The 12,208-nt window shown below is 64.3% G+C and carries 11 protein-coding genes; 3 read left to right on the forward strand and 8 right to left on the reverse strand.

The features are described 5' to 3' along the window. Nucleotides 1–789 (forward strand): AGE family epimerase/isomerase (locus SE92_RS33840; RefSeq protein ID WP_063203084.1); only part of this gene is annotated, 789 nt, incomplete at its 5' end. 3 nt (nucleotides 790–792) lie between these two features. On the opposite strand, the gene SE92_RS33845 is transcribed toward SE92_RS33840, so the two are convergent. The 6 genes from SE92_RS33845 to SE92_RS33870 all read right to left on the reverse strand — a co-directional run bounded on the left by SE92_RS33845 (nucleotide 793) and on the right by SE92_RS33870 (nucleotide 7,923). Beyond that, nucleotides 793–1,632 (reverse strand): ABC transporter ATP-binding protein, encoded by an 840-nt coding sequence (locus tag SE92_RS33845; RefSeq protein ID WP_063203906.1) that lies wholly within the window; start codon nucleotides 1,630–1,632, stop codon nucleotides 793–795. 124 nt (nucleotides 1,633–1,756) lie between these two features. Then, complete coding sequence (locus SE92_RS33850; RefSeq protein WP_063203086.1) at nucleotides 1,757–3,040, reverse strand: ABC transporter substrate-binding protein; 1,284 nt, start codon at nucleotides 3,038–3,040, stop codon at nucleotides 1,757–1,759. A 44-nt stretch (nucleotides 3,041–3,084) separates the two neighbouring features. Further along, entirely contained in the window at nucleotides 3,085–4,158 is a 1,074-nt protein-coding gene (locus SE92_RS33855; protein ID WP_063203088.1) for a branched-chain amino acid ABC transporter permease, read from the reverse strand. 3 nt (nucleotides 4,159–4,161) lie between these two features. Then, nucleotides 4,162–5,055 carry a branched-chain amino acid ABC transporter permease gene (locus tag SE92_RS33860; RefSeq protein ID WP_014493866.1) on the reverse strand — a complete coding sequence of 298 codons (894 nt, stop codon included), beginning with the start codon at nucleotides 5,053–5,055 and terminating at the stop codon, nucleotides 4,162–4,164. Nucleotides 5,056–5,173: 118 nt separating this feature from the next. Beyond that, a complete protein-coding gene (locus SE92_RS33865) occupies nucleotides 5,174–7,105 on the reverse strand; it encodes a long-chain fatty acid--CoA ligase (RefSeq protein WP_063203090.1) in 1,932 nt (643 codons plus the stop codon). Next, nucleotides 7,102–7,923, reverse strand: coding sequence for an ABC transporter ATP-binding protein (locus tag SE92_RS33870; RefSeq protein ID WP_063203907.1), 822 nt, complete (start codon nucleotides 7,921–7,923; stop codon nucleotides 7,102–7,104). The genes SE92_RS33865 and SE92_RS33870 overlap by 4 nt, the downstream gene beginning before the upstream one ends. Before the next feature lie 336 nt (nucleotides 7,924–8,259). Between SE92_RS33870 and SE92_RS33875 the strand changes: the two genes are divergently transcribed. Next, the gene (locus SE92_RS33875) at nucleotides 8,260–8,934 is read left to right on the forward strand and encodes a Crp/Fnr family transcriptional regulator (protein WP_063203908.1); all 675 of its coding nucleotides are present in this window, start codon (nucleotides 8,260–8,262) and stop codon (nucleotides 8,932–8,934) included. 9 nt (nucleotides 8,935–8,943) lie between these two features. Here SE92_RS33875 and SE92_RS33880 read toward each other — a convergent pair whose 3' ends face one another. Further along, the gene (locus SE92_RS33880; protein WP_063203092.1) at nucleotides 8,944–10,206 is read right to left on the reverse strand and encodes an MFS transporter; all 1,263 of its coding nucleotides are present in this window, start codon (nucleotides 10,204–10,206) and stop codon (nucleotides 8,944–8,946) included. A 123-nt stretch (nucleotides 10,207–10,329) separates the two neighbouring features. Continuing rightward, nucleotides 10,330–11,169, reverse strand: coding sequence for a uroporphyrinogen-III synthase (locus SE92_RS33885; RefSeq protein ID WP_063203093.1), 840 nt, complete (start codon nucleotides 11,167–11,169; stop codon nucleotides 10,330–10,332). 151 nt (nucleotides 11,170–11,320) lie between these two features. Here SE92_RS33885 and purU point away from each other — a divergent pair, with 151 nt between their 5' ends. Beyond that, nucleotides 11,321–12,184: a formyltetrahydrofolate deformylase gene (gene purU, locus SE92_RS33890; RefSeq protein WP_063203095.1), complete on the forward strand. Its 864-nt coding sequence runs from the start codon at nucleotides 11,321–11,323 to the stop codon at nucleotides 12,182–12,184. Nucleotides 12,185–12,208: the final 24 nt, after the last annotated feature.

The raw sequence follows: 12,208 nt of genomic DNA on the forward strand, positions 1-12,208 counted from the left end.
CGCGACGCCTATGACCACGCCTTCATCCTGTTCGCGCTCGCCACCGTCTATGCGCTCGACCAGGACGCGCAGGTTCGTGCCGAGATCGACGCGCTGCTCGCTTTCCTCGACGGCCACCTGCGCTCGCCGCACGGGGGCGTGCACGAAGGCCTTCCGGTCTCGCTGCCGCGCCGGCAGAACCCGCACATGCATCTGTTCGAGGCGATGATCGCGTGCTTCGAGGCGACTCACGATCTGTCGTTCCAGAACCGTGCCGGCGAATTCTTCGCGCTGTTCCTGGCCAATCTCTACGACAAGCAGAAGCGCATCCTGACGGAGTATTTCGAGGAGGACTGGTCCAAGATCGAGCCGGTCAGCGTCGAGCCGGGCCACCAGGCGGAATGGGTCTGGCTGCTGAAGGGGTTCGAACGCATCACGGGCTGTCCGACCGGACAGCGGCGCGCTGAACTGCTGGCGACCGCGCTGCGCTATCGCGACGAGGCCACGGGCTGCCTGATCGACGAGGGAGATGACAGCGGAAACATCCGCCGCAGCACGCGGCGGCTGTGGCCGCAGACCGAGGTCGCGAAGGCGTGGATCGCGCAGGCCGAGTCCGGCGAGGCCGGCGCGGCCGACGAGGCGCGGACGGCGTTGGTGCGGCTGGAACGGCATTATCTCAGCCATCCCGTGCGGGGTGGCTGGTACGACCAGTTCGATCGCGACGGCAAATCGCTGGTCGACACCATTCCTGCGTCGTCGTTCTATCATGTTCTCTGCGCGGTCACGGAAGCTGACCAGGTCCTCGGCTGAGAATTAGAGCCAGCGCTTGCGCCGCTTGAAGCTCTTGAGGTTCTTGAAGCTCTTGCGCTGGTCGCCGGCGCCGCCGAGGTAGAATTCCTTGACGTCCTCGTTGTCGCGCAACTCGTCGGCGGTGCCGTCGAGCACGACCTTGCCCTGCTCCATGATGTAGCCGTGGCTCGCCACCGACAGCGCGGCGCGCGCGTTCTGCTCGACCAGCAGGATGGTGACGCCGAGGTCGCGGTTGATCTTCTGGATGATCGCGAACACCTCTTTCACCAGCAGCGGCGACAGGCCCATCGACGGCTCGTCCATCAGGATCATCTTCGGGCGCGCCATCAGCGCGCGGCCGATCGCGAGCATCTGCTGCTCGCCGCCGGAGAGATAGCCGGCCAAACCCGTACGCTCCTTCAGGCGCGGGAAATAGGTGAAGACCATATCGAGGTCGGCATCGACCTCGCGGTCCCTGCGGGTGAAGGCACCGAGCTTGAGGTTCTCCAGCGACGTCATGTCGGCGACGATGCGCCGGCCCTCCATCACCTGGAAGATGCCTCGGCGGACGATCTTGTCGGGGTCGATGCCGTTGATCCGTTGGTTCTCGAACACGATTTCGCCGCGCGTGACCTCGCCGTCCTCAGTCTTGAGCAACCCCGAGATCGCCTTCAGCGTCGTCGATTTGCCCGCGCCGTTTGCGCCCAGCAGCGCCACGATTGCGCCCTTGGGCACCTCCAGGCTGAGGCCGCGCAGCACCAGGATGACGTCGTCATAGACGACCTCGATGTTGCGCACGGCGAGGAGAGGGGCGGGTACTACGGCGGTCGGCTTGGTGCGGGATGCTTCGAGAGTGTCGGTCATGTCGTGTGCCGCCAATTTGATACGATCGTCATGCCCGGGCTTGTCCCGGGCATCCACGTACTTCGTGCCGTGAGCTCAGACGTGGATGGCCGGGACAAGCCCGGCCATGACGTCCGAGTTTGCGTTACCAGCCCAGCAATTCCGGCTTGCGCGGCAGCTCGACGGTCTTGACCTTCTCGAGCTTGATCGTGCCCTTGGCCATGAGATCGTTGAGGTCGCCGTCGGTCGCGCCCGAGATCTTGGTGCGATAGAGATCGACCTTCAGCGTGCCGCGATGGTCCTTGTCGGTCCAGGTCGAGGGATTGCAGACGCCTTCCATTCCGGCCGGCACCCAGTCCTTCTTCTGGTAAAAGCCCTTGGCGACGTTGTCTCCGGTGGCGCCGCCGTTCTTGGCAGCCCAGTCGATCGCTTCCTTCATGTACAGCGCCGAACAGACGGCGGCGACGTAGTGCACCGGACGATAAACCTTGCCGGTCGGGTCGGACATCTTCGAGATCTCCATCACCGTCTTCATGCCGGGCGCATCGCCGCCCCAGCTCACCGCGGTGCGCAAGGGGAAGATCACGCCGTTGGCGGCATCTCCGGCCGTCTTGGCGGCGTTCTCGTCCATGCCCCAGACATTGCCCATGAACTGGATCTCGACGCCGGCGGTCTTGCAGGCCTTCATCACCGAGATGTTCGAGGCGGCGGTGTTGCCGAGATAGGCGTAGTTGGCGCCCGAGGATTTCAGGCTGAGGCATTGCGCGCTGTAGTCGCCCGGCGCGAGCGCGAACACCAGCGGCGGCAGCACCTCGAAGCCGAGCTCCTGCGCCATCGCTTCACCGGCGGCTTTCGGCGCGTTCGGATAGGGATGGTTGGCGCCCATGTGCACGAATTTCGGCTTGCCGGACTTGCCCTTGGCCTTCCAGTCTTCGGCCGCCCACATCAGCATCGCGCGCAACGAGTCCGAATAGCTCGGACCGTAAAAGAAATTGTAAGGAGCGGGCTTGGCCTTGCCGCTGACGCCTTCGGGATCGGTGAGGGCGGCGGCATAGGAGCCGGACATGTCGGGGATCTTGTCCTGGGCGAGGAAGCCGGTCAGCGCCTCGGTGTCGGCGGTGCCCCAGCCCATGATCGCGGCGACCTTGCTGTCCGGCGCCGACCACTTCTTGTAGAGCGCGATCGCGCGCGGCACCTGGTAGCCATAGTCGTTGGTGTCGACGTTGAGCTGCTTGCCGCCGGCGCCGCCGTTCTTGTTGACCCAGGCGAAGGTGTCGGCGACGGCCTGGCCATAGGGCGTGCCGACGTCGGAGGTGCCGCCGGAATAGTCGGCGAGGTGCCCGATCGCGATCTGCGCCTGCGCGCCGGCCGAGTATGCGGCGATCGCGATGGCGAGCGATGCGGTGCTCAAAAGGGATTTCATCGTCATGGGTCGGGTCCTCCTGCTTATTGTTTAAGTGAAGTTGCCCGCGCTCAATGCGAGAACGGGTAGAGTTTCCAGTACGCTTTGATCTGCCGCCAGCGATGCGCGAGCCCGTCGGGTTCGAACATCAGGAATGCGATGATGATCACCCCGATCGCGATCTCGCGCAGGAAGGTGATGTTGGTGTTGAGCGACAGCGCCTTGTCGATCGCGCCGCCCTTCAGATACAGGCTGATGAATTCCATGGACTCCGGCAGCAGCACCACGAAGGCGGTGCCCATCAGCGTGCCCATGATCGAGCCGGTGCCGCCGATGATGATCATGGCCAGGAACAGGATCGAGCGCTCGATGCCGAAACCTTCCTGGGAGACCACGAGTTGGTAATGCGCGTAGAGCGCGCCGGCGATGCCGGCGAAGAAGGCGGCGAGCCCGAACGACAGCGTGCGGTATTTGGTCAGGTTGATGCCCATGATCTCGGCGGAGAGATAATGGTCGCGGATCGCCACCAGCGCGCGGCCGTCGCGGGTGCGCATCAGATTGGTGACGAGGATGTAGCTCAAGAGCACATAGGCCAGCACGACGTAGAAATATTGTTTGTCGCCGCGCAGGGTGTAGCCGAAGATCGAGAACGGGTTTGCGCTCGCCGGCACCGAGCCGCCCGTGAACCACTCGGCGCGGGAGAAGAAGTCGAGCAGAATATATTGCGCGGCCAGCGTCGCGATGACGAGGTACAGCCCCTTCAGCCGCGCCGCCGGGATGCCGAAGATCAGGCCGACCAGCGCGGTGACGACGCCCGCGAGCGGGATCGCGAAGAATACGGGGATCGGCGCATTGTTGGAGATGTAGGCCGAGGTGAAAGCGCCGAGCAGGAAGAACGCGGCGTGCCCGATCGAGATCTGGCCGGTGAAGCCGACCAGGATGTTGAGGCCGAGCGCGGCGATCGAGAAGATGCCGATCTGGATCAGGATGCTGAGCCAGTAGCCGCCAAGGAATTGCGGCACGAGGCACAGCGCGAGCACGCCGGCGATCGCAAAGTTGCGGCTGGTCGTGGTCGGAAAGATCGTGGTGTCCGCCGCATAAGAGGTGCGGAAATCACCAGCAGGAATGAGGGCAGGGCCGGCCATGGGTCAGATCCGCTCGATGTCATGGGTGCCGAACAGCCCGTAGGGCTTGATCATCAGCACGATGATGAGGACGTAGAACGGCGCGATCTCGTAGAGATTGCCCCAGTGCAGATACTCGCTGTCGACATATTGCGCGATGTTCTCCAGCAGCCCGATGATGATGCCGCCGAGCACGGCGCCGCCGACGGAATCGAGACCGCCGAGGATCGCCGCCGGGAACACCTTGATGCCGTAGGCGGCAAGACCCGAGGAGACGCCGTTCACCACCGCGACCACGACGCCCGCGACCGCCGAGACCGTGGCCGAGATCGCCCAGGCCATCGCAAACACGCTTTTCACGGAAATGCCGAGCGATTGCGCGACCTGCTGGTTGAACGCGGTGGCGCGCATCGCAAGGCCGTATTTGGAGGCGCGGAAGAACCAAGCCATGCCGATCATCATGGCGACCGAGACCACGAGGCTCATGACGTAGACGGTCTGGATCTGGAGACCGAGCAGGCTGACCGACTGGCTCTCGAACACGCGCGGGAACGGCTGCGGATTGACGCCGAACATCCATTTCAGCGTCGCCTGCAGCACGGTGGAGAGGCCGATCGTCACCATGATCACGGAAATGATGGGCTCGCCGATCATCGGGCGCAGGATGAGCACCTGGATCGCGATGCCGAACACGAACATGAACACCAGCGTCATCGGCATGCCGATCCAGAACGGCACCTGGTATTTCGCCAGCAATGCCCAGCACACCCAGGCGCCGACCAGCAGCAGCTCGCCTTGCGCGAAATTGACGACCTGCGTCGCCTTGTAGATCAGCACGAACGACATCGCGACCACGCCATAGAGCGTGCCGACCACGAGGCCGTTGACCAGGAGCTGGATGAGGAAGGCAGTGTTCATATTGGTTGACCCAGCTCGTCACTGCCGGGCTTGACCCGGCAATCCATCGATGTGGAAAGCTCATTGTTCGGGAGAGGATGGATGCGCGGGTCAAGCCGGCGCATGACGACCTTTTGTTTCACTCCGCCGCCTCCGCCATATGCCCGTGCACTCCCAGATCCACCACGCGGAGCGTCGTGCGCACCCTTTGCGTGGTGCCGTCCTGGAAGCGGATCACGGTGTCGACGGGGATGTCGGCATCGCCGCGGTAGATCGCGTCGATGATCCCGGCGTATTTCTCGTTGATGACGCTACGGCGCACCTTTCTCGTGCGGGTGAGCTCGCCGTCGTCGGCGTCTAACTCCTTGTAGAGCAGCAGGAAGCGCGAGATGCGCTGGGCCGGCGGCAGCGTGGCGTTGACTGTCTCGACTTCCTTCTGCAGCAGCTTGTAGACCTCAGGCCGCGAGGCGAGGTCGCTATATGTGGTGAAGGAGAGGCGGTTCTTCTCCGCCCATTTCGAGATGATGGAGTAGCGGATGCAGATCATCGCCGCGAGCGCATCGCGGCCGGCGCCGAGCACCACGGCTTCGGCGATATAGGGGGAGAATTTCAGCTTGTTCTCGATGAACTGCGGCGAGAAGCGCTCGCCGCGCGAGGTCTCGGCGAGGTCCTTGATGCGGTCGATGACGACAAGCTGCTGGTTGGCGTTGAAATAGCCGGCATCGCCCGACAGCATCCAGCCGTCCCTGATGTCGGCGACGCTGGCCTCGGGATTCTTGTAATAGCCGAGGAACATGTTGGGGTGGCGCACCACGATCTCGCCGACGCCGTGGACGTCGGCATTGTCGATGCGGATCTCGACCTTGTCGGACATCGGTACGCCGGTGGTGTCAGGATCGACCTTGCCCTCGGGGTGCAGCGTGTAGGCGCCGAGCAGCTCGGTCTGGCCGTACAGCGTGCGCAGCGGCACGCCCATGGCCTGGAAGAACTTGAAGGTCTCCGGGCCCAGCGCCGCGCCGCCCGTCGCAGCCGAGCGCAGGCGGGTAAAGCCCAGGCGGTCGCGGAGCGCGCGGAACAGGATCGCGTCGGCATAGCCCGAGCGCTTGCCCTGTTCGAGCGCGGCGAGGCCGGTCTTCATACCGACGTCGAACAGGCGCTGCTTGAAGGGGGTGGCGTCCATCACCTTGGCGCGGACGTCGGCGGCGATGGATTCCCAGACGCGGGGCGCGAACAGCACGAACGTCGGCGCGATTTCCCGCAGATCGTTCATCATCGTTTCCGGCTCTTCGACGAAGTTGATCTTCATCCGGCACAGCAGGCCTTTGCCGAGCACGTAGACCTGCTCCATGATCCACGGCAGCGGCAGCACCGAAACGTATTCGTCGTCCGGCCCCTTGGGGTCGAAGGCGAGATAGGTCGCGCAGTGGCCGAGCACGCGGCCGGCGGCCAGCATCGCGAGCTTGGGATGGGACGTGGTGCCCGATGTGGTGCAGAGGATCGCGACGTCCTCACCCTTGGTGGCATCGACCAGCCTGTCGTAAAGCTCCGGCTCCCGCGCCGCACGTGCGCGGCCGAGTTCGGCGAACGCCTCCGCCGACATCAGCCTGGGGTCGTCGTATTTCCGCATCCCGCGTGGATCGGAATAGATGATGTGCTTCAGCTTCGGTGCGCGCTCGGCGAGGGTGAGCAGCTTGTCGACCTGCTCCTCGTCCTCGGCGAAGACAAGCCGCGCCTCGCCATAGTTGAGCAGATAGGAGGCCTCCTCGTCGAGCACGTCGCGATAAAGTCCGAGGCTGAGGCCGCCAATGGCGTGCGTTGCCACCTCCGCCGCCACCCAGTCCGGCCTGTTGTCGCCGATGATGCCGACGACATCGCCGCGGCCGAGGCCCATTTCGAGAAGACCGAGCGCGAAGTCGCGCACGCGTGTCTGGTAGTCGTTCCAGGTGAACAGCCGCCAGAGCCCGAGATCCTTCTCGCGCAAGGCGATCTCGTTGCCATGCTCCTTGGCGTTGAGCCGGAGCATCTTCGGATAGGTATCGGCCTGCGCGACGCGGCCCGCGTAATCCATCATGCCGCGCTCTCCTGCGCCGGCGGTGCATCGTCGGGATCGACCAGCACCTCGTCTTCTTCACCAAGATAGGCGCGCCTGACATGGGGATCGGCGAGCACGGTCGCCGGATCGCCCTCGGCGATCTTCTTGCCGAAATCAAGCACCATGACGCGATGGGAGATGTCCATCACCACGCCCATGTCGTGCTCGATCATCACCACCGTCATCCCGAACTCCTCGTTGAGGTCGACGATGTAGCGAGCCATGTCCTCCTTCTCCTCGAAGTTCATGCCGGCCATCGGCTCGTCGAGGAGAATGAGGCGCGGCTCCAGCGCCATGGCGCGGGCGAGCTCCACGCGCTTGCGCAGGCCGTAGGAAAGGGTGCCGGCTTGCGCTTTCCGCACCGATTGCAGGTCGAGGAAGTCGATGATTTCCTCGACTTTGCGGCGGTGCTCGAGCTCCTCCTTGCGCGCGCCGGTGAGCCAGTACAGCGAGCCCGTGAGGAAATTGTTCTTCAGCAGGTGATGACGCCCGACCATGATGTTGTCGAGCACGCTCATATGGTGGAACAGTGCGAGATTCTGGAAGGTGCGGCCGATACCGAGCGAGGCCCGCGCATTCGGAGTGAGGCCGGTGATGTCGCGGCCCCGGTAGAAAAGATGGCCTTCGGTCGGCTTGTAGCGACCGGAAATACAGTTCACGATCGAGGTCTTGCCGGCGCCGTTGGGCCCGATGATCGAGAACAGCTCGCCCTCTCTGATGGCGAAGCCGACGTCGGTCAGCGCTCGGACGCCGCCGAATCGCAAGGACACGCCGCGCACTTCAAGACTGGTAGCCACCAAACGAAACCCTCCCGGTGATGGCGCTTTTTAGCGGCGCTCTTCGTCCGTTCTGTCGGGCGATCCTAGTACGGCGGTGCTGGTGAGGCCATGCAGCAGATGGTCTCGACCGGAGCCGCACCACTCTCGTTCCCGTTTGGGATCAAAAGCCGCATCACCCGAGGTGGTCCTCAATAGGGGAAAGCGCTATTTTGAAATGTCTCCCGGCTGACAATTCTGCGACAAAGTTTGCCGGGCGACAGTGGCCTTCATCTTTCGTCGGATGGCGGCCGAAATCATCATGTTGCATTGCAGCAGAAGGCGGAGCGACCAAACGGTGCGGCTGGCGGCGAGATCATGATTTCAGAAGATCATCTGAAGCGCGTCGCCGCCTGGTCGCGCGAGCTCACGCAAGCGGAGATCGAGGTCGCGCGCGCCGGAATCACGGAGCGGTCATACGGCACCGGCGAGACCGTGTTCATGCGCGGCGACATTTTCGCCTATTGGGCTGGCATGGTGGGCGGTCTTGCCCGCATGGGCGGGGTCTCCAGGGACGGCAAGGAGACCAGCCTGGCCGGGCTGACGGCGGGAGCCTGGTTCGGCGAGGGCAGCGTGCTCAAGAACGAGCCGCGCCGCTATGACGTGGTGGCGCTGCGCGACAGCCGCGTCGCCCTGATGGAACGCAGCGCCTTCATGTGGCTGTTCGAGAACAGCGTCGGCTTCAACCGCTTTCTGGTGCGTCAGCTCAATGAGCGGCTCGGCCAGTTCATCGGCATGCTCGAGGTCAACCGCACGCTGGATGCCACCGCGCGCCTTGCCCGCAGCATCGCCTCGCTGTTCAACCCGGTCCTCTACCCGGAATCGACCGCGCATCTGGAGATCACCCAGGAGGAGATCGGCGCGCTCTCGGGCATGTCCCGCCAGAACGCCAACCGCGCGCTGAACCGGCTGGAGAAGGAGGGCCTGCTGCGGCTGGAATATGGCGGCGTCACCATCCTCAATGTCGAGCGGCTGCGCGGATACGGGGATTAAGAGTAGCCGTCAGCGCGCATTGGCGGGTGCGTGCGCCGGCCAGAGGTCGGCGCGCCAGCGGATCGCGATCGCCAGCATCGCGATGATCCCCGAGGCGGCATAAAGCGAGCCGGTTGCGGAATAGCCGATCACGTCGATCAGGCTGCCGGCGGCAAGCAATCCGATCGGCAGGCCATAGATCACCATCATGCGCACGCCCATGACACGGCCGCGCAGATGCGCGCTTGCCGTGCGCATCAGGATCACGGCCGCCGAGATCATCGACATGCTCTGCGCGATCCCGGCGAGAACGAGGCAGGCCATCGCCACCGGCATGGTCCTGATCTCGACGAACACCAGCAGCATGGCGTACCAGGCCAGCGTCGCGCCGATCAGAAGCCGGGCGATCCGCACGCCGCTGACGAGGCTGAGTGTGATCGAGCCGATGAGCGAGCCGACGGCGAAGCTCGCCGAGAGATAGCCGAGGCCGGTCTGGTCGGTCTGAAAGATTTCGCGCGCGATATAGGGGAGTAGTCCGCCCGTGAAAGGAAAGGCGGTGAGATTGGCCAGAAAGGCGACGCACAGCGCAGCGCGCATTCCCGGGCCGTTCCAGGCGTAGACGATCCCCTCCTTGAGGTCGCCGAACAATCGCGAAATGGCGCGGCTGTCCGCGGGAAGGTCGCTCGTGGTGACGATCCTTTTCGGCCGGGTCAGGCAGAGCATGAGAAGCGCGGCCACGAAGTAGAGACAGGCGATCGCCACATAGACGAAGCCAATGCCGAGGAGCGCAAACAGCCCGGCGCCCGTCAACGCCCCGGCGATGCGGGCGCTGTCCTGGGTCGTGCGCGCAACGCTGATGGCGCCCACCAGCTGCTCGGCCGGCATGATCTCGGCGAGCAGCGCGCCACGGACACCGAGATCCGAGGGGCGAATCAGGCCCATGATCGCGACGATGATCATGACGTTCAGCGGCGACAGATGACCGGTCAGCGCCAGAACCATGATGGTCGACGACAGCACCGTATAGGCAAGGCGCATCACGACCAGAAGATCGCGATGGCCCATCCGGTCGCCGATCATGCCGAACACCGGCGCGACCAGCGTCCCGACGAATTGGAGAGAGGCAAGCACGGTGAGCAGCAGCACCGAGCCGGTCTCGACCAGGATGTACCAGCCGAGCACCAGCGTCTCGACCTCGAACGCCCAGGAGGTGAGCAGGTCGGACGGCCACTGGAAGCGATAGTTGCGGATGCGGAATGGCGCCAGCGCAGAAGGTCGTGCGGTTGTGCTCAAGGCGCGATGGCGCGTGTCACGGCGATTCCCTGGCCCGTGTGGTTTCTTTTCATTTCCGGCACCGTAGGGCCGAGGGCGCACGTGTCAATCAGAGCCGCCGCATGCCGCTCCCGCGCTCAGCTCTTACCTGGTCGTTGCCGGCTTCCGCTCTGCCAGCGCCGTGGCCATCGCCGAAATCAGCGGCCGCATGAAATAGGCTTCGTCCGCCGGCGAGACGTCGGTGCGCAGGCCGTGCGCGGCGAGCTCGCCTGACACGGCCGGGCCGACCGACGCAATCAGGGTTCGTTCGAGGCCGGCGCGCAGCTTGGCCTCGCTGCCATTCGTCTTCGCTGCCTCGATCAGGCGGCGGACCTGGCCGAGATTGGTCAGCGCGAGAGCATCGATCCGTCCCGCGGCCATGTCGTCGATCGCGGTGACGATGTTGGCATCCGCGGCCCTGGAATCGTAGACATAGGGCAGCACGGTATCGACCGCCGCGCCTTGCGCGGCGAGCGCGCCGGTCAGCTCGCTGTGGTCCTTGTCCGGATAGAGCTGCAGGCCGAGGCGCCGTCCCTGAAGGTCGAGCTTGCCCAGCATCTCGATCACGCCCTCGGTGGTGGGCTTCTCCGTCGTCTGCTGCGCCTCCAGACCGATCTCGCGCAGTGCCTTGCCCGGCTTTGGGCCACGGGTGAATGTCCGCGTCTTGGCCAGCGCCGCGACAAGGGCGGCGTCAAGCCCGCGGGCGCGGGCCAGCTTCATGATCCGCCGCAGGCCTTCGCCGGTCATCAGCACGAGATCATCGAGGGGCTTGTCGATGGCGCGGCGGATCCAGGCCTCGACCGGGGCCGGGTCCGGCGCATCGTGAATGGTAAACATCGGGCATTGCACGACCTCGGCGCCTTGTTCGGCCAGAAGTTTTGAGAACTGCGCCTCCTCGCGTGTCTCCAGGATCAGGATGCGGGTGCCGTTCAGACGGTCGGCCATGGGCGTACTCCGGTCATTCAATCGCAATCGTCCGTTCATCCTGACTCTGCGCTCGGGATTGGCGCAAGGCCAGCGTCGGTGCTAGAGCAGGCGCAAATCGCGAACAGTTCCGCTGCCCAAACCTTCATCAGAGCCAAGTCCGTTCATCAACATGCCCGATCATCAATATGTCCTGACCCTGTCCTGTCCGGATCGCCCCGGCATCGTCTCGGCGGTCTCGACCTTCCTTGCCCACAACGGACAGAACATCCTCGATGCCCAGCAGTTCGACGACATCGAGACCAAGAAGTTCTTCATGCGCGTGGTGTTCACCGCGGCCGATCTTGCCGTGGAACTGTCGGCGCTGCAGACCGGCTTTGCGGCGATCGCCGAGCGGTTCGGCATGGACTGGCAGATGCGCGACCGCGCCGCGCATCGCAAGGTGATGCTGCTGGTGTCGAAGTCGGATCACTGCCTGGTCGACATCCTCTATCGCTGGCGTACCGGCGAATTGCCGATGACGCTGACTGCGATCGTCTCCAATCACCCGCGCGAGGTCTATGGCGGACTGGATTTCGGCGGCATCCCGTTCCACCATCTGCCTGTTACCAAGGAGACCAAGCGCGAGCAGGAGGACCAGATCATGGACCTCGTCGGCAACACGAAGACCGATCTCGTCGTGCTCGCCCGCTACATGCAGATCCTGTCGGATGATCTGTCGGCAAAGCTGTCGGGGCGATGCATCAACATCCACCATTCATTTCTGCCGGGATTCAAGGGCGCAAAGCCCTATCACCAGGCTCATGAGCGCGGGGTGAAGCTGATCGGCGCCACCGCGCATTACGTCACGCGCGATCTCGACGAGGGTCCGATCATCGACCAGGACGTCGAGCGCATCAGCCATCGCGACACGCCCGAGGATCTCGTCCGCAAGGGCCGCGACATCGAGCGCCGCGTGCTCGCCCGCGCGATCCGCTACCATCTCGACGATCGCGTCATCCTCAACGGCCGCAAGACCGTGGTGTTCGTGGATTGAGTTGTTCACCTCTCCCCGCGTGCG

The organism is Bradyrhizobium sp. AT1 (genome assembly GCF_001590795.1).
Taxonomy (GTDB): Bacteria; Pseudomonadota; Alphaproteobacteria; order Rhizobiales; family Xanthobacteraceae; genus Bradyrhizobium.

Excerpts from the sequence above, each read along its gene's own strand:
- SE92_RS33845 (WP_063203906.1), bottom strand. The coding sequence starts at position 1,632 with ATGACCGACACTCTCGAAGCATCCCGCACCAAGCCGACCGCCGTAGTA.
- SE92_RS33850 (WP_063203086.1), bottom strand. The coding sequence starts at position 3,040 with ATGACGATGAAATCCCTTTTGAGCACCGCATCGCTCGCCATCGCGATC.
- SE92_RS33855 (WP_063203088.1), bottom strand. The coding sequence starts at position 4,158 with ATGGCCGGCCCTGCCCTCATTCCTGCTGGTGATTTCCGCACCTCTTAT.
- SE92_RS33860 (WP_014493866.1), bottom strand. The coding sequence starts at position 5,055 with ATGAACACTGCCTTCCTCATCCAGCTCCTGGTCAACGGCCTCGTGGTC.
- SE92_RS33865 (WP_063203090.1), bottom strand. The coding sequence starts at position 7,105 with ATGATGGATTACGCGGGCCGCGTCGCGCAGGCCGATACCTATCCGAAG.
- SE92_RS33875 (WP_063203908.1), top strand. The coding sequence starts at position 8,260 with ATGATTTCAGAAGATCATCTGAAGCGCGTCGCCGCCTGGTCGCGCGAG.
- SE92_RS33885 (WP_063203093.1), bottom strand. The coding sequence starts at position 11,169 with ATGGCCGACCGTCTGAACGGCACCCGCATCCTGATCCTGGAGACACGC.
- purU (WP_063203095.1), top strand. The coding sequence starts at position 11,321 with ATGCCCGATCATCAATATGTCCTGACCCTGTCCTGTCCGGATCGCCCC.